General features: G+C 62.8%; 11 protein-coding genes. 5 read left to right on the forward strand and 6 right to left on the reverse strand.

Features of this window, described 5'->3' with window-relative positions; all coding sequences use genetic code 11:
- The first annotated feature begins 78 nt into the window (after positions 1-78).
- The gene (locus tag LOY35_RS09110) at positions 79-2,463 is read left to right on the forward strand and encodes a GGDEF domain-containing protein (protein ID WP_258632013.1); all 2,385 of its coding nucleotides are present in this window, start codon (positions 79-81) and stop codon (positions 2,461-2,463) included.
- Between the two features lie 218 nt (positions 2,464-2,681).
- Here the strand turns inward: LOY35_RS09110 and dacB are convergent, their stop codons facing one another.
- Entirely contained in the window at positions 2,682-4,148 is a 1,467-nt protein-coding gene (gene dacB, locus LOY35_RS09115; RefSeq protein WP_258632014.1) for a D-alanyl-D-alanine carboxypeptidase/D-alanyl-D-alanine-endopeptidase, read from the reverse strand.
- Positions 4,149-4,380: 232 nt separating this feature from the next.
- Between dacB and LOY35_RS09120 the strand changes: the two genes are divergently transcribed.
- Positions 4,381-4,725, forward strand: coding sequence for a YggL family protein (locus LOY35_RS09120; RefSeq protein WP_258632015.1), 345 nt, complete (start codon positions 4,381-4,383; stop codon positions 4,723-4,725).
- 148 nt (positions 4,726-4,873) lie between these two features.
- On the opposite strand, the gene LOY35_RS09125 is transcribed toward LOY35_RS09120, so the two are convergent.
- The gene (locus LOY35_RS09125) at positions 4,874-6,064 is read right to left on the reverse strand and encodes a benzoate/H(+) symporter BenE family transporter (protein ID WP_258632016.1); all 1,191 of its coding nucleotides are present in this window, start codon (positions 6,062-6,064) and stop codon (positions 4,874-4,876) included.
- A gap of 332 nt (positions 6,065-6,396) precedes the next feature.
- On the opposite strand from LOY35_RS09125, the gene LOY35_RS09130 reads away from it, so the two are divergent.
- Complete coding sequence (locus LOY35_RS09130) at positions 6,397-7,161, forward strand: GntR family transcriptional regulator (protein ID WP_024776765.1); 765 nt, start codon at positions 6,397-6,399, stop codon at positions 7,159-7,161.
- A gap of 114 nt (positions 7,162-7,275) precedes the next feature.
- Here the strand turns inward: LOY35_RS09130 and guaD are convergent, their stop codons facing one another.
- From guaD to xdhA, 4 genes are all read right to left on the reverse strand, one after another.
- Positions 7,276-8,580: a guanine deaminase gene (gene guaD, locus LOY35_RS09135; protein WP_258632017.1), complete on the reverse strand. Its 1,305-nt coding sequence runs from the start codon at positions 8,578-8,580 to the stop codon at positions 7,276-7,278.
- Between the two features lie 8 nt (positions 8,581-8,588).
- A complete protein-coding gene (gene xdhC, locus LOY35_RS09140; protein ID WP_258632018.1) occupies positions 8,589-9,431 on the reverse strand; it encodes a xanthine dehydrogenase accessory protein XdhC in 843 nt (280 codons plus the stop codon).
- A gap of 127 nt (positions 9,432-9,558) precedes the next feature.
- Entirely contained in the window at positions 9,559-11,958 is a 2,400-nt protein-coding gene (xdhB, locus tag LOY35_RS09145) for a xanthine dehydrogenase molybdopterin binding subunit (protein WP_258632019.1), read from the reverse strand.
- On the reverse strand, positions 11,951-13,405 hold the full coding sequence (gene xdhA, locus LOY35_RS09150) for a xanthine dehydrogenase small subunit (RefSeq protein ID WP_258632020.1): 1,455 nt from the start codon (positions 13,403-13,405) through the stop codon (positions 11,951-11,953). Before xdhA ends, xdhB begins: the two co-directional genes overlap by 8 nt.
- 393 nt (positions 13,406-13,798) lie before the next feature.
- Between xdhA and LOY35_RS09155 the strand changes: the two genes are divergently transcribed.
- On the forward strand, positions 13,799-14,458 hold the full coding sequence (locus LOY35_RS09155) for a GntR family transcriptional regulator (protein WP_047701474.1): 660 nt from the start codon (positions 13,799-13,801) through the stop codon (positions 14,456-14,458).
- Between the two features lie 2 nt (positions 14,459-14,460).
- A complete protein-coding gene (gene smc, locus LOY35_RS09160; RefSeq protein WP_258632021.1) occupies positions 14,461-17,949 on the forward strand; it encodes a chromosome segregation protein SMC in 3,489 nt (1,162 codons plus the stop codon).
- Positions 17,950-18,140: the final 191 nt, after the last annotated feature.

Below are 18,140 nucleotides of genomic sequence, written 5' to 3' on the forward strand. Positions count from 1 at the left end.
AAAGTGATGGCTAATGGCTATAACTGAGGCTGTGGCCAGGGCTGTACCGACGCCTGCCCCTTTTTTGAGTTGTGTCCTATGGCATTGCATCCGGTGCGTCCCAGGATCCTGGGCTTTATCAGCGAAGATGTATCGGCCTGGTTAGTGGCTTCGCTGGTCTTCCTGGCCGGCATGTTCCTGACCGGTTTGCTGAGTTGGGCCATGATGAGCCTGTTCAACCAGCAACTTCGTCAGCGCTTCGAGCTGCAAGCCGAGGAGCGCTTCAGCCGTATCGAGGAAAGATTCCAGGCGCAGGAGCAGCGTCTCGACAGCCTGAGGCGTTTCTTTGCCAATTCGGCGGCGGTTTCCGAAAAGGAGTTCCATGGGTATGCCGAAACGTTGTTGCGGCGTACCCAGGCCCTTGCGTGGGCGCCACGAGTGCTTCGTGGCGAGCGGCAGGCATTCGAACAACGGGAGCGGGATAAGCTAAACAGTTCTTTCGCCATCCATGAGGCGGACGATTCAGGCGGCTGGCGGCGGTCCGCCGAACGGGACGAGTACGCGCCAATTCTCTATGTGCTGAGCCAGACTGCCCAAGCATCAACGCTGGGTTTCGATCTGCTTTCCCATCCACTGCGCCGCGCCGTGCTCGAGCGGGCTCGTCGCCAGAACAGCCTGGCTGTATCGCAGCCACTGGACCTGCTGGGTGTCGATCCGGCCTTTGTCCGTGGCGTATTGCTGGTGGCGCCGGTCACCCGGGCCCCGTCTACGGAGCCTTTCGGTTACGTGTTGGCGGCTATCAGCATGCGCCAACTGGTGGGCGATGGCCTGCCGGCGGCCAGTCATGACAATCTTTCGATGCGCGTCCTGGACCTGTCCGACGCCGACCAGGAGGAAGTGCTGTTCGATTTCCCCGAGCTCCCGGGGGACAGTGAACTGGCGGCGATCCGCGTGTTGCGCCTGGCGGATCATGATTACCGGGTAGAGCTACGGCCCAGCCGCACGTTCCTGTCGACCAACCACTCCGCGATGTCGGGCCTGGTGGTATTGGGCGGTTTGCTCAGCTTTTTGCTCAGTGCCTTGCTCTACGTCCTGGTCAGCCAGCGCCAACGGGCCCTGACCCTGGTGGAACAACGTACCCAGGAGTTGCGCGCCCGGGAGCAGGAACTGCGGGGGACTCATGGCCAGTTGCGCGGCGTGCTGGATGCCGCGACCCAGGTCGCGATCATCGCCACGGACCTGCGTGGCGTCATCACTACATTCAACGCCGGCGCTGAGCAGATGTTGGGCTACCAAAGCTGCGAGGTCCTGCAGAGCATGACCCTCGAAAGCCTCCACGTGCCCCGGGAGCTCCAGGCCCGGGCCGCAGAGCTTGGTGCCCGATTCGGCAAGCCGATTCCTACCTGTCACGCGATGCTGCTGGAAGGGGGCGAGGCAGGCGGCCAGCAGGCCCGGGAGTGGACCCTGGTACGGCGTGACGGCAGTCATTTGACCGTGAACATGCTGGCCACGCCCGTGCTCGACGATCAGGGGCTCTGGGTCGGGCACCTGGCGATCTGCATCGACATCACCGAACGCAAGCGTGTCCACGAGGCCCTGGCGGCCCGGGATTTGTTATTGAAGAAACTCAGTGCCCATGTGCCGGGCGGCATCTATCAGTTCAAAATGGATTTCAATGGCCGTTTCAGTGTGATCTATGCCAGTGACGGCATTCGTGACATCTACGAACTGGAGGCCCGTGTGCTGATCCAGAACTCGGAAGCCGTTTTCTCCCGTATCCATCCGCTGGACAACGCGCGGGTCCGTGCGTCGATCCGTGCCTCGGCCGACACCCTGAGCCCATGGCGCGAAGAGTATCGGGTACAACTGCCGCAGCGTGGCCTGCGCTGGGTGCGTGGCGAGGCGACGCCCGAGCAACTGCCGGGCGGTGGCGTGTTGTGGCATGGCTATATCTCCGATATTTCCGACCTCAAGCGGGTGGAAGAGGAGTTGCGGGCACTGTCCGTGACCGATGCCTTGACCGGGATTCGCAACCGGCGTTATTTCCAGGAGCGCCTGAACTCGGAAATGATCCGGGTCGAACGCGGATCCGGGGAGCTGTCGGTCATCATGCTCGACATCGATCACTTCAAGCGCATCAACGACCAGCATGGTCATGCCGTGGGTGACCGGGTGTTGCAGGCGGTTTGCCTGCGTGTTTCCCAGCGTCTGCGGCGTACCGATGTCTTCTGTCGGCTGGGCGGGGAGGAGTTCGTGGTGCTGTGTCCCGATACCGATGGCGAAAGTGCCCATGCCTTGGCCATAGGCCTGTGGGAGGGCCTGCGCGGTGCGGAGATCGAGGATGTGGGCGTGGTCACCGCGAGCTTCGGCATCGCCAGCTGGCGCGCCGGAGAGGGCGCGGATGCCCTGCTGTTGCGGGCTGACTCGGGCGTCTACGCGGCCAAGCAGGCCGGACGGGATCGGGTCGAGATGCAGGTGAAGTAGTCTTTTTGGGGAAGTCGCTCGCGAAAGGGCCATGTCAGTCGATGGACAGGTTGAATGTCCCACCGTCATCGCGAGCAGGCTCGCTCCCACCCTGACCCGGGGCGGACACAGAACCCATGTATCCCATCAGCCTCCTGTGGGAGCGAGCCTGCTCGCGATAGCGTCGGCTCAGCTCCCCGCATCCCGGTTGAATGAAGGCTATCGCGAGCAGGCTCGGATCAGAGCACCGAAGCCGTTTGCGGCAATTTCGGCTGGCGGTACAGGTCCAGCAGCACCTGGTCCAGCACCGACGAAGCGCCCCATGGCTTTGGATCGTTGAGAATCGCCACCACCGCCCAGGTGTTGCCGTTGATGTCCCGGCTGAACCCGGCGATGGCGCGCACGGTGTTCAGGGTGCCGGTCTTGATGTGGGCTTCGCCGGCCATGGCCGTGGTCTTGAGGCGTTTGCGCATGGTGCCGTCGGTGCCGACAATCGGCATCGAACTGATGTACTCGGCCGCATAGGGGCTGCGCCAGGCGGCTTGCAGCATCGCCGCCATTTCCCGGGCGCTGACCCGTTCGGCGCGGGACAGGCCGGAGCCGTTCTCCATCACCAGGTGCGGCGCGGTGATGCCTTTCTTGGCCAGCCATTGGCGCACGACCCTTTGCGCGGCCTTGGCGTCGTCACCGTCGGCTTCGTTGCGAAACTGCGCGCCCAGGCTCAGGAACAACTGCTGGGCCATGGTGTTGTTACTGTATTTGTTGATGTCGCGGATGATCTCCGCCAGGTCCGGCGAGAACGCCCGGGCCAGCACTTTGGCGTTGCTCGGGGTGGCGGCCAGACGGTCCTTGCCCTGGATGCTGCCGCCCAGTTCCTTCCAGATCGCACGCACCGCGCCGGCGGTGTAGGTGGCGTGGTCCAGCAGTGACAGGTAGGTCTGGGAGCTGCAGCCATCGCCCAACTGCCCGCCGACGGTCACGGCCACGCTGCCGTCCGGCTGGGGTACCGGGTTGTAGCGCACGCCGCCGGCGCATTGCTTGGAATTGACCGCCTTGACCTGGTTATCGATATGGATGCTGGCAATCGGCGGCTCCACCGACACCAGTACCCGGCCGCCATCATTGCGGGCAACGAAGCGCAGCGCCTTGAGGTTGACCAGCAGGGAGTCGGGCTTGACCAGGAAAGGCTTGTTTTCGTCGTTGCCGTCGTCGTTGAACTCGGGCAATTGCGGCTGGATGAAGAAACCGCGGTCCAGCACCAGGTCGCCGGTGACCTGCTGTACGCCGTTGGCCCGCAAGTCGCGCATCAGCAGCCAGAGCTTTTCCATGTTCAGCTTGGGGTCGCCGCCGCCCTTGAGATACAGGTTGCCGTTGAGGATCCCGCCACTGAGGGTGCCGTCGGTGTAGAACTCGGTCTTCCACTGGTGATTGGGGCCGAGCATTTCCAGGGCGGCGTAGGTGGTCACCAGCTTCATGGTGGAGGCCGGGTTGACCGAGACGTCGGCATTGTAGAGGGTCGGGGTGCCGGGGCCATTGAGTGGCACCATCACCAGGGACAGCGCGTCGTTTTGCAGCTTGCTGGTCTTCAGGGCCTTCTGCACATTCGGCGACAGGGCAGTGTTGATCGTAGCGGCGCTGGTGGAAGCAGGGAGGGCCAGGGGAAGAAGAAGGCTGGCCAGGAGCAGTGGACGCAAAGATTTGATCATGTGTAATAAAACCCTACGGGCGAGGGGGGAAAAACGAGGACATGAAAATGAACGCCCTCAACGGTCAGGAAAGTGTCGGCATTATGCCCCAAGGCGCACCGGCATGGGCCGTGCCTGAGCCTTTGATGAGGCAATTTTTTACCGACGGTAGATCGATATGCCCGATCAACCGGGCAATCGTTGCACCAAACTGGTAAAGTGCCGGCCGTTATTACTTATGAGGATTGTTCCAATGGCGACTAACCGTTCCCGGCGTCTGCGCAAAAAACTGTGTGTGGATGAATTTCAGGAGCTGGGTTTCGAACTGAACCTGGATCTCAAAGAAGATCTGGACGATGAGGCGATTGACGCTTTCCTCGACGCTTTCCTGAAACAAGCCATGGAAGCCAATGGCCTGGGTTATGTCGGCGGCGACGACTACGGTCTGGTTTGCCTGCAGAAGCGTGGCTCGGTTTCGGAAGAACAACGTGCTGCCGTTGAAGCCTGGCTCAAGGGCCGCAGCGAACTGACCAACATGACCGTCAGCCCGCTGATCGACGTGTGGCACCCGGACATGCCAATCAACGCCAAGGCGTGATGTCCTGAACCGGCAGCCCGATTGGGCGCCGGTTTTTTTTATGCCTGGCGGTCGGGTATCTGGTGACCTTCAGGCCGCTATCGCGAGCAGGCTCGCTCCCACGATTGGATCGCGTTTCCCTGTGGGAGCGAGCCTGCTCGCGATGCTTTCAAGCTTTGCGCCAGTTCAGGATCAGCAAAGTCAGCACCCCCGCCACAATCCCCCAGAACGCCGAACCGACGGAAAACAGCGTCAGCCCCGACGCCGTGACCATGAAGGTGATCAGCGCCGCTTCCCGTTCCCTGGCTTCGCTCATGGCGATGCTCAAGCCGTTGATGATCGAACCGAACAGTGCCAGTGCCGCGATGGACAACACCAGCTCCTTGGGCAGCGCCGCGAACAATGCCGCCAGTGTGGCGCCGAATACCCCGGCAATCCCGTAGAAGATCCCGCACCACACCGCCGCCGTGTAGCGCTTGTTGCGATCTTCGTGGGCATGGGGCCCGGTGCAGATGGCGGCGCTGATGGCCGCGAGGTTGATGCCGTGGGAGCCGAACGGCGCCAGCAGCAGCGAGGCGATGCCGGTGCTGGTGATCAGGGGGGAAGCCGGAACGTTGTAGCCGTCGGCACGGAGCACGGCGATGCCGGGCATATTCTGGGAAGTCATCGCCACCACGAACAGCGGAATGCCGATACTGATGGTGGCCGCCAGGGAAAAGTGCGGCGTGGTCCAGACCGGTGTCGCGACCTCAAGGGCAAAGCCGCTGAAGTCCAGCAGGCCCATCAGGCCAGACAGCGCGGTGCCGATCAGCAGCGCCGCCAGCACCGCGTAGCGAGGCGACAGGCGCTTGACGATCAGGTACGTGAAGAACATGCCCAGCACCAGGCCGGTGCGATGCTGGGCGGCGACGAAAATCTCGCTGCCGATCTTGAACAGGATGCCCGCCAGCAACGCCGCCGCCAGCGACGCCGGAATGCGCTTGACCAGGCGCTCGAAGCTGCCGGTCAGGCCGCAGATCGTCACCAGCACCGCGCAGGTGATGTAGGCGCCTATGGCCTCGCCATAGCTCACGCCGCCCAGGCTGGTGATTAGCAGCGCCGCGCCGGGCGTCGACCAGGCGATGGTGACCGGTGTGCGGTAACGCAACGACAGGCCGATGGAACACACCGCCATGCCAATGGAGATCGCCCAGATCCACGAGGAAATCTGCCCGCTGGTCAGCCCCGCCGCCTGGCCGGCCTGGAACATCAGCACCAGGGAACTGGTGTAGCCGGTCATCATCGCGATGAACCCGGCGACGATGGCCGAGGGCGAGGTATCGGCCAATGGGCGAAGTGGCGCGGTCGTGACTTCGGTCATGGTGAGAGGGGATCCTTGGATAGATTATGTACCTGTGGGAGCAAGGCTTGCCCGCGATGAAGGGGCCTGGGTTTCAAGGTTCACCACGTCAGCTTCATCGCGGGCAAGCGATGCTCCCACAGTGCCATAGGTGTCACAGATTGAGGGTTTAAGCCTAAACTCAACCCAGTGGGCAATTGCAATACAGCCAAGGCCGCAAACAGCCGTACAGTCGTGTTGCCATCAGAGGTTGTGTACAATCGCCGTGTTTTTTACGCGATACTTGCCAGCGACCCGCTGTGCCGTATTACAGTCACGGTCAATTCGCCGCAGTTCTCCCGACCCGAGTGCCCATGAACGAACAGTTGCAGCCCCTCAAGAAACAACCGCGAGCAGGCAAAGCCGGCCGCAGCGGAACCCAGGACGATATCGTCTATGCGCATATCTTCGAGGCCATCCTCGAACAACGCCTGGCGCCCGGCACAAAGTTGAGCGAAGAGGCACTGGGGGAGATTTTCGGAGTCAGCCGCACCATCATCCGCCGTGCGCTGTCGCGCCTGGCCCATGAAGGGGTCGTGTTGTTGCGGCCTAATCGCGGCGCGGTCGTTGCCAGCCCGAGTGTCGAGGAGGCGCGCCAGGTGTTCATGGCCCGGCGCCTGGTAGAGCGGGCGATCACTGAGCTGGCGGTGCAGCACGCTACTGCCGAGCAGCTTGCCGAATTACGCCAGATGGTCAGCGACGAGCGCGACAGTTTTTCCCGTGGCGACCGTGGCGCCGGCATCCGTCTGTCGGGTGAGTTCCATCTCAAACTGGCCGAGGCGGCCAGGAATGCCCCGCTGATCAGCTTCCAGCGCAGCCTGGTGTCCCAGACCTCACTGATCATCGCCCAGTATGAAAGCGGCAACCGTTCCCACTGTTCCTACGACGAACACACCCAGTTGATCGATGCCATCGAAGCCCGGGACGCTACCCTGGCGGTGGACCTGATGATGCACCATATGGATCACATCGACAGCAAGCTCAACCTCGACGAGGAGGGTGCCTCGGACGACCTGCACGCGGTGTTTTCGCACCTGCTGCAGAGCAAGAAGCCTGGGCGGTCGACGGCCAAGCTCTGAGGGGGGCTGAGTCCGTCATACCGAGTTGCCTTCATCGCGAGCAGGCTCGCTCCCACAGAGATTATGTGAACGCCATAAATCCCCTGTGGGAGCGAGCCTGCTCGCGATAGCGGTCTAGCGCTGATGCACCAACCTGCCAGCCGCATAGGTCTGCGCCACCGTCCGGTCATCCCCCAGCGTCATCAACACGAACAATCTCTCGGCAATGTCCCTGGCCTGCTTCAGGCGATAGCTCAACAGCGGCGTAGCGTTGTAGTCCAACACCAGGAAATCCGCATCGGTGCCCGGCTGCAAGGTACCGATGCGATCTTCCAGGCGCAGGGCCCGGGCGCCGCCGAGGGTCGCCAGGTACAGCGATTTGAACGGGCTCAGTCGCGCGCCCTGCAACTGCATCACCTTATAGGCTTCGTTCAGGGTCTGTAGCAGCGAAAAGCTGGTGCCGCCGCCGACGTCCGTGCCCAACCCCACGTTGACCTTGTGCTTTTCCGCCATCGGCAGGTTGAACAGGCCGCTGCCCAGGAACAGGTTCGACGTGGGGCAGAACGCGATGGCCGAACCGGTTTCGGCCAGGCGTGCACATTCGTCGTCGCACAGGTGCACACCGTGGGCGAACACCGAGCGCTCGCCGAGCAACCGGTAGTGATCGTAGACGTCCAGATAGCCCTTGCGCTCGGGAAACAGCGCCTTGACCCATTGCACTTCCTGGAGGTTTTCACTGATGTGGGTCTGCATGTACAGATCCGGGTATTCCTCCAGCAACTGACCGGCCAGCGCCAACTGCTCCGGCGTGCTGGTGGGGGCGAAGCGCGGGGTCACGGCGTAATGCAGGCGGCCCTTGCCGTGCCAGCGCTCGATCAGCGCCTTGCTCTCGGTGTAGCTGGATTCGGCGGTGTCGGTCAGGTAGTCCGGGGCGTTGCGATCCATCATGACTTTACCGGCGATCATCCGCAGGTCGAGTTTCTCGGCCGCTTCAAAAAAGGCATTCACCGATTCTGGGTGCACACTGCCGAACACCAGGGCCGTGGTGGTGCCGTTGCGCAGCAGCTCCTTGATGAAAATATCGGCTACGGCTTCGGCGTGGGCCGGGTCGGCGAACTGGCGCTCACAGGGAAAGGTGTAGGTATTGAGCCAGTCCAGCAGTTGTTCGCCATAGGCGCCCACCATGCCGGTTTGTGGCAGATGGATGTGGGTGTCGATGAAGCCGGGGGTTATCAGCGCGTCCGGGTAATGGGCAATTTCGATGTCCGCCGCCAGGCTTGGCAGCAGGTCATGGGCGTGGCCGAGGGCGCTGATCTGGCCGTTTTCCACCACCAGCAGGCCGTCCTCGAAATATTCATAAGAGGCTTCGAGGCCGACTTCGGCCGGGTCGGCGAGGCTGTGGAGCAGGGCGGCGCGGTAGGCTTTGCGTGTCTTGGGCATGGGGAGTCTCAGGATTTGGCTTGGCTGCGACGCGAGGCCGGCAGCAGCTTGGCGATGGGTTCGGCGCGGGCGGTGTGCTGGCCGAAATCCGCGTTATAGGTGGCGATGATTTCGCCGGCGATGGAGATGGCGATTTCCACAGGCAATTTGCCTTTGACTTCGCCAATGCCCATCGGGCAACGCATGCGTTGCAAAGCGCCGCTGTCGAAGCCGCGATCGCGCAGGCGGTGTTCGAACTTGACCCGCTTGGTCTTCGAACCGATGAGGCCGAAGTAGGCGAAGTCGTTGCGCTTGAGGATCGCCGCGCTCAGCTCCAGATCGAGCTGATGGTTGTGGGTCATGACGATGCAGTAACTGCCGGCGGGCAGGTCATCGACTTCATCCAGCGGGTCTTCGCTGACGATTTTCTCTACGCCGTGGGGCAGTTGTTCAGGGAACTCGGCTTCCCGCGAGTCGATCCAGCGCACCCGACAAGGCAGGCTCGCCAGCAACGGCACCAGGGCCCGGCCGACATGACCGGCGCCGAACACGGCAATCTGCGCCTGCACCTGGCCCATGGGTTCGAACAGCAGCACGGTGACGCCGCCACAGCACTGGCCCAGGCTGGCGCCGAGGCTGAAGCGCTCCAGGTGCGTGCCCTGCTGGCCGCTGGCGAGCATTTGCCGGGCAATCTCCATGGCCTTGTATTCCAGGTGCCCGCCACCGATGGTGTCGAACGTCTGGCTGGCGCTGATGACCATCTTCGAACCGGCGTTGCGCGGGGTCGAGCCGAGTTCTTCGATGATCGTCACCAGCACGCAGGGCTCGCCGCGGGTTTGCAGGTCGGCGAGGGCGCTGATCCAGTTATACATATTCACCTCGACATCTCTTTTGTCTGTTGCGGCCTCATCGCGAGCAAGCTCGGCTCCCACAAGGGATCTCAGAGTTAACAAAATTCCTGTGGGAGCCGAGCTTGCTCGCGATAGCCGCGCCGCGGTCCTAAAGCGAAGCCACCTCGGCTTGAGCTACCTCAACCTCCACCGCCTTCAACCCACGCATCTGCTCACAACCCCACAACACCCGTTCCGGTGTCGCCGGCGCGTCGATTTTCGGCTGGTGCCGGTAATCCCCCAAGCTCGCCACGGCATCCTTGATCGCACACCATGCGGCGATGCCGAGCATGAATGGCGGCTCGCCCACGGCCTTGGAGTGAAACACCGTGTCTTCGGGGTTCTTGCGGTTCTCCACCAGCCGGACCCGCAGGTCCAGCGGCATGTCGGCCACGGCCGGGATCTTGTAGCTGGCCGGGCCGTTGGTCATCAGCTTGCCCTTGTCGTTCCACACCAGCTCTTCCATGGTCAGCCAGCCCATGCCCTGGATGAAGCCGCCCTCGACCTGGCCGGTGTCGATGGCCGGGTTCAGCGAGGCACCGACGTCGTGGAGGATGTCGGTGCGCAGCATCTTGTATTCGCCAGTGAGGGTGTCGACGATCACCTCGGCACACGCCGCGCCGTAGGCGTAGTAGTAGAACGGCCGACCACGGGCCTGGCTGCGGTCGTAGTAGATTTTCGGGGTCTTGTAGAACCCGGTGCTTGACAGCGAGACCTGGGCGAAATATGCCTGCTGTACCAGCGCCTCGAAGGTCAGGATGTGATCGCGGACCCGCACATGGCCGTTGTGGAATTCCACGTCTTCTTCACTGACCTTGTACTGTCGCGCGGCGAATTCCACCAGGCGCCGCTTGATGGTTTCGGCGGCATTCTGCGCGGCCTTGCCGTTCAGGTCGGCGCCGCTGGAAGCTGCGGTGGGTGAGGTGTTCGGCACCTTGTCGGTATTGGTCGCGGTGATCTGCACCCGGTCCATTTCCACCTGGAACACTTCGGCCACCACCTGCGCGACCTTGGTGTTCAGGCCCTGGCCCATTTCGGTGCCGCCATGGTTCAAGTGGATGCTGCCGTCGGTGTAGACGTGGATCAGGGCGCCGGCCTGGTTGAGGAAGCTGGCGGTGAACGAGATGCCGAACTTGACCGGTGTCAGCGCCAGGCCCTTTTTCAGGATCGGGCTATTGGCGTTGTAGCGACGGATCGCTTCGCGCCGCTCGGCGTACTGGCTGCTTTCTTCCAGCTCGGCGGTCATTTCCTCGAGCATGTTGTGCTCAACGGTCTGGTAGTAGTGGGTGACGTTGCGCTCGGTCTTGCCGTAATAGTTGGCCTTGCGCACCGCCAGCGGATCGAGCCCCAGGTGCCGGGCGATGGCGTCCATGACTTCTTCGATGGCCACCATTCCTTGCGGGCCGCCGAAGCCACGGTAAGCGGTGTTCGACGCGGTGTTGGTCTTGCAGCGGTGGCCGTTGATGGTCGCATCGCCCAAGTAGTAGGCATTGTCGGCATGGAACATCGCCCGGTCGACAATCGACGCCGACAGGTCTGGCGAGCAGCCGCAGTTGCCGGCCAGTTCCAGGGCGATGCCGTGCAGGCGCCCGTTGCTGTCGAAGCCCACGTCGTACTCGATGTAGAAAGGGTGGCGCTTGCCGGTCATCAGCATGTCTTCGACCCGGGGCAGGCGCATCTTGGTCGGCAGGCCGGTGAGGTGCGCGATCACCGCGCACAGGCAGGCCGGGCTGGCGGCCTGGGTTTCCTTGCCGCCGAAGCCGCCGCCCATGCGGCGCATGTCCACCACCACCTTGTTCATCGATACGCCCAGCACTTCGGCCACCAGTTTCTGCACTTCGGTGGGGTTCTGGGTGGAGCAGTAGACGATCATGCCGCCGTCTTCGGTGGGCATCACCGAGGAAATCTGGGTTTCCAGGTAGAAGTGCTCCTGGCCGCCGATGTGCAGCGAACCCTGGATGCGATGCTCGGCGCTCGCCAGCGCAGTGGCCGAATCACCCCGTTGGTGGGTGTGGCTGTCGAGCACGAAATGCCGTTTGCGCAGGGCTTCGACCACGTCCAGCACCGGTTCCAGGTCTTCATACTCGATGATCGCGGCCATCGCCGCCTGGCGTGCGGTTTCCAGGTCCCTTGCGGCAACGGCCAGCACCGGTTGGCCGACGAACTGCACATCGTCAATCGCCAGCAGCGGATCGCCCGGCAGCAACGGGCCGATGTCCTTGAGGCCGGGAATGTCGGCGTGGGTGATGGCGATGCGCACGCCTTCGAAGGCGTAGCATGGCGTGGTATCGATGTTCAGGATCCGGGCGTGGGCGCGGTCCGACAGTCGCGCGTACACGTGCAGTTGGTTAGGGAATTCGAGACGGTCATCGATGTACTGCGCTTCACCGGTCACATGTTTGGCGGCGCTGTCATGCTTGACGCTGCGACCGACGCCGGTGGTCAGGTCGCGGGCGAACAGCTTGGACAGTTCGGCTTGGGTCTTTTCTACGGCGTGATGGTTAGACATAAGCGGTCACCCGAGTCTCGATGTGCGGCGTTTGCAGTTCGATGAAGTATTTGCGCAGCAGGTTGCGGGCGCTGAGCAGGCGGTATTCCTTGCTGGCGCGGAAGTCCGACAGCGGCGTGAAGTCTTCGGCCAGGGCGGCGCAGGCGCGTTCGAGGGTGCTGTCGTTCCACTGCGCGCCGATCAACGCGGCTTCACAATGCGTGGCACGCTTGGGAATGGCAGCCATGCCGCCGAAGGCCACGCGGGCATCGCGGACCACGCCGTTGTCGATGCGCAGGTTGAACGCGGCACACACCGCGGAGATGTCATCGTCCAGGCGCTTGGACACCTTGTAGGCACGGAACGCCTGCTCGGCGCTGGCCCGGGGCACGATGATCTTCTCGATGAATTCGCTTTCCTGGCGGGCGGTGACCCGGTATTCGATGAAGTAGTCCTCCAGCGCCAGGGTGCGACGGACCTGGCCCTTGCACAACACGATCTGTGCGCCAAGGGCGATCAGCAGAGGCGGAGAGTCACCGATGGGCGAGGCGTTGCCGATGTTGCCGCCCAGGGTGCCCTGGTTGCGGATCTGCAGCGAGGCAAAGCGTTGCAGCAGTTCGCCGAAGTCCGGGTACTCGGCTTTCAGGGCCTCGTAGCAATCGGACAACGCGGTGGCGGCACCGATTTCCAGGCGATCGTCGAAACGCTCGATGCGCTTGAGTTCAGCGACGTTACCCACATAGATCATCACCGGCAAGGTGCGGTGGAACTGGGTGACTTCCAGGGCCAGGTCCGTGCCGCCGGCCAGCAGGCGCGCCTGGGGGTAGGCGTCGTAGAGATCGGCCAGGTCGGCCACGGTCAGCGGCACCAGGCAGCGTTTGTCGCCACAGTTGAGCTCGCCGGTTTCCTTGGGCGCGATGGCTTTGAGACGGGCGATGGTCTCGGCCTCGCGGGCGTCGAACTGGTCCGGCTGTTTGCCGCAGCAGGCCTGATCGGCGGCCGCCAGGATCGGTCGGTAGCCGGTGCAGCGACACAGATTGCCGGCCAGGGCTTCGTGGGCCTTGTGGGCATCAGGTTGATCGCTGTTCTTTTGCAGGGCAAACAGCGACATGACGAAACCCGGTGTGCAGAAGCCGCATTGCGAGCCGTGGCAATCGACCATCGCCTGCTGGACGCTGTGCAACTGGCCCTGGTGCTTGAGGTCTTCGACGCTGATCAGTTGCTTGCCGTGCAGGGACGAGACGAAGGTCAGGCAGGCGTTGAGGCTGCGATAGCGAATGCGCGAGCGGCCGCTTTCGTCCGTGTCCAATTCGCCCACCACCACGGTGCAGGCACCGCAGTCGCCGCTGGCACACCCTTCTTTGGTGCCGGATTTACCGACATGCTCGCGCAGGTAGTTGAGCACGGTCAGGTTCGGGTCCAGGGTGTGCTCGCTACGGAGTTCCTGGTTGAGTAAAAACTGGATCACGGAAGGCCTCGCAGATTCATTATTGTTGTATCGACGTAGGCTGAATTTAGCAGGTCTGACTTTTCGGTCAATATTTTTCTGACTTAAAGGTCAGGAAATTAGTTTTGTCGATTAACAACAGGTTTGGATATTGGCCCGCTGGCGATGTTTTATATCCTTCAGTTAAGCGCAAATCCCCTGTGGGAGCGGGCTTGCCCGCGAAGGCGGCGTTCCTGTCGGAGGATTTCTTGCGAACGGTCTGGCTTCTTCGCGAGCAAGCCCGCTCCCACAAGTCCCTGCCAGTAAAAATTTTGCTTGAATCGTGCCAAAAACCCGATACAGGCCCTGCGCCATGACGTATCGAGTGCGCTACACTGCGCCGCTTGTGCAGATCGAAGAGTTTGAAGGACAACCATGACGTTCAAGGCCCCGGACAGCCTCGCCGAGCAAATCGCCCATCATCTCGCCGAACGCATCATTCGCGGTGAAATGAAGCCGGGAGAGCGTATCCAGGAGCAGAAGGTCACGCTGGCGCTCAATGTCAGCCGCGGCTCGGTCCGCGAGGCCTTGTTGATCCTGGAACGACGTCACCTGATCGCGATCCTGCCGCGCCGTGGCGCCCACGTCACCGAACTTACCGAACATAATGTGCGCAGCCTCTGTACGCTGATGAGCGAGTTGTACATCCTGCTGGGCAACGCCGTGGCTCACGGTTGGCGGGATTCGGCCGACATGGCGCCGTTCCTGCAAATCCAGCAGCGCCTCAAGGAGGCCTTCGCGCGCCAGGACATCCGCATGTTCGTCGACGAAAGCTTCAGCGTGATGCGTGCGGCTTACCCCTTTGCCAACAACCCGTACTTGCAGGAAACCGTCGAGAACCTGCAACCGGCCATGAGCCGCGCCTATTTCCTCGCCCTGGAACAGCGCAAGGCCGAGATGAGCGAGTTCCTCGACCTGTTCCAGCGCCTGCTCGTCGCGGTGCTGGCCCGTGATCTGCCGCAGATCCGCATTGTGCTGACGGCCTACTGCCAGCGCAGTTGCGATCTGGTGGTTGCCGCCCTGACGAAGGCCTGAACGTGCGCCTCAAGTGCATCAAGCTGGCGGGGTTCAAGTCCTTCGTCGACCCGACCACGGTGAACTTCCCCAGTAACATGGCGGCGGTGGTCGGGCCCAACGGGTGCGGCAAGTCGAACATCATCGACGCCGTGCGTTGGGTGATGGGCGAGAGTTCGGCCAAGAACCTGCGGGGCGAGTCGATGACCGACGTCATCTTCAACGGTTCCACCAGCCGCAAGCCGGTCAGCCAGGCGAGCATCGAGCTGGTGTTCGATAACTCCGATGGCACCTTGATCGGCGAGTACGCGGCCTATGCGGAAATCTCCATCCGCCGCAAAGTGACCCGCGACAGCCAGAACAGTTACTTCCTCAACGGCGCCAAGTGCCGGCGACGCGACATCACCGACATCTTCTTGGGCACCGGCCTGGGGCCGCGCAGCTATTCGATCATCGAACAGGGCATGATCTCCAAGCTGATCGAGGCCAAACCCGAAGACCTGCGCAACTTCATCGAAGAGGCCGCCGGTATCTCCAAGTACAAGGAGCGCCGGCGCGAGACGGAGAACCGTATCCGTCGCACCCATGAAAACCTGGCGCGCCTGACCGACCTGCGCGAAGAGCTCGACCGTCAGCTCGAACGCCTGCACCGCCAGTCCGAGGCCGCACGCAAATACCAGGAATACAAAGGCGAGGAGCGCCAGCTCAAGGCCCAGCTCTCGGCCCTGCGCTGGCAGGCGTTGAACGAGCAGGTTGGCCAGCGCGAAGCGATCATCGGCAACCAGGAAGTCAGCTTCGAAGCCCTGGTGGCCGAACAGCGCAATGCCGATGCCGCCATCGAGCGCCTGCGTGACGGGCACCACGAACTGTCCGAACGCTTCAACCTGGTGCAAGGGCGCTTCTATTCGGTCGGGGGCGACATCGCCAGGGTCGAGCAGAGCATCCAGCACGGCCAGCAACGCCTGCGCCAGTTACAGGACGACTTGAAGGAAGCCGAGCGCGCGCGCCTGGAAACCGAGTCTCACCTGGGGCACGACCGCACCTTGCTACTGACCCTCGGCGAAGAGCTGGAGCGGCTCACACCGGAACAGGAAATCACCAGTGCCGCTGCCGAAGAGGCCGCGGCGGCGCTGGAAGAAGCCGAACTGACCATGCACGGCTGGCAGGAGCAGTGGGACCGGTTCAACCTGGCCTCGGCCGAGCCGCGGCGTCAGGCCGAGGTCCAGCAGTCGCGCATCCAGCAGCTGGAAACCAGCATGGAGCGCCTGGCCGAGCGCCAGCGTCGCCTGGCCGAAGAGCGCACCTTGCTCGCGGCGGACCCGGAAGACGCGGCGATCCTGGACCTGAGCGAGCAGCTGGCCGCCAGCGAAGCCACCCTCGAAGACTTGCAGGCCAGCGAAGACGCCCAGGTCGAGCGGCTCGAGCAATTGCGTCAGGCCTTGCAACTGGCCCTTCAGAATCAGCAGCAGGCCCAGGGCGAGCTGCAACGGCTCAACGGTCGCCTGGCCTCGCTGGAAGCCTTGCAGCAAGCCGCGCTGGACCCGGGCACCGGCACCGCCGAATGGCTGCGCGACCAGCATCTGGCCGAGCGCCCGCGGCTGGCCGAAGGGCTGAAGGTCGATGCCGGTTGGGAACTGGCGGTGGAAACCGTGCTGGGTGCCGATCTGCAAGCGGTGCTGGTGGACGATTTCGCCGGTTTCGACCTCTCGGGTTTCACCCAGGGCGACCTGCGCCTGCTCAGCCCGGCCGGTGACGGCGTGCGGATGCCGGGCAGCCTGCTGGATAAGGTCGAGGCCAAGGTCGATCTGTCGCCCTGGCTCGGGCAGGTCAGGCCGGTGGAAAACCTCGAACAGGCTCTGGCACTGCGCGGGCAACTGGCCGCGGGCGAGAGCCTGATCAGCCGCGACGGCTATTGGGTCGGCCGGCACTTCCTGCGGGTGCGCCGGGCAAGCGAGGCCGAGAGCGGCATGCTCGCCCGGGGCCAGGAAATCCAGCGTCTGGGCGCCGAGCGCGACGAGCGCGAAGCCAGTGTAGAGGCCCTGGAAACCGAATTGCAGAATCTGCGGGCGCAGCAGCGTCAACAGGAAAACGGCCGCGAACACCTGCGCCGGCTGTTGCAGGACGAAGCGCGCCAGCAGGGCGAACTCAAGGCACAGCTCTCGGCCGGCAAGGCCAAGGCCGAACAGTTGGCCCTGCGTCGCACCCGTCTGGAAGAAGAGATCGCCGAGCTGGGCGAGCAACGGGCGCTGGAGCACGAACAGATCGGCGAGGCGCGCCTGCAACTGCAGGAAGCCCTCGATGCCATGGCCCTGGACACCGAGCAGCGCGAGCTGTTGCTGGCCCAGCGCGACAGCCTGCGCGAACGCCTCGACCGGGTGCGCCAGGAGGCGCGTCAGCACAAGGACCATGCCCATCAGCTGGCGGTGCGCCTGGGCTCGCTCAAGGCGCAGTACGACTCCACGCGCCAGGCCCTCGAACGCCTGGAAATGCAGTCCGAACGCCTGACCGAAAAACGCGAACAGTTGAGCCTGAACCTGGAGGAGGGTGAGGCGCCGCTGGAAGAGCTGCGTCTCAAGCTCGAGGAACTGCTCGACAAGCGGATGAGCGTCGACGAAGAGCTCAAGGCCGCGCAGATCGCCCTGGAAGACGCCGACCGTGAACTGCGCGATGCCGAGAAGCGCCGTAGTCAGGCCGAGCAGCAATCCCAGCTGATTCGCGGTCAGATGGAGCAGCAACGCCTGGAGTGGCAGGCCCTGACCGTGCGCCGCAAAGCCTTGCAGGATCAACTGCTGGAGGATGGCTACGACCTCAACGGCGTGCTCGCCACGCTGGTGGCCGGGGCCAATGAGAAGGACGCCGAGGAAGAACTGGAGCGTATCGCTGCGCGGATCCAGCGCCTGGGTGCGATCAACCTGGCGGCCATCGACGAATACGAGCAGCAGTCCGAGCGCAAGCGTTACCTGGACGCCCAGAACGCTGACCTGGTAGAAGCGCTGGAAACCCTGGAAAACGTCATTCGCAAGATCGACAAGGAAACCCGCAACCGCTTCAAGGATACCTTTGATCAGATCAACGGCGGTTTACAGGCGCTTTTCCCAAAAGTTTTCGGTGGCGGCAGCGCTTACTTGGAACTGACGGGCGAAGATTTACTCGATACAGGGGTGACGATCATGGCGCGTCCTCCCGGGAAGAAGAACAGCACCATTCATTTGCTCTCCGGTGGTGAAAAAGCGCTGACCGCGTTGGCCCTGGTATTTGCCATCTTCAAGTTGAATCCGGCGCCGTTCTGCATGCTCGACGAAGTCGATGCACCGCTGGACGACGCGAACGTGGGCCGTTACGCGCGTCTGGTAAAGGAAATGTCTGAAACGGTGCAGTTCATCTACATCACCCACAACAAGATCGCCATGGAAATGGCCGATCAGTTGATGGGCGTGACGATGCACGAGCCGGGCTGTTCGCGGCTGGTGGCGGTGGATGTCGAGGAGGCCATGGCGATGGTGGATGCCTGAAGCGGGATATCTCGAGCAACTCTTGACGAGTTGTCGGGTCTTTTATCCCCGCCGAAGGCCGTTCAAATCACAGATTGGCACAAGCCTATGCGACAGACGGTGTAAAGTTATCTTTGGTCGTGCTAGTTTAATGTCAATTTTTCGTGTGCGTGGGCAAAACGCCATTCAGAACATAGAGTTGGCGCCACGTT

The organism is Pseudomonas sp. B21-028, assembly GCF_024749045.1.
In the GTDB taxonomy this organism is placed as follows: domain Bacteria; phylum Pseudomonadota; class Gammaproteobacteria; order Pseudomonadales; family Pseudomonadaceae; genus Aquipseudomonas.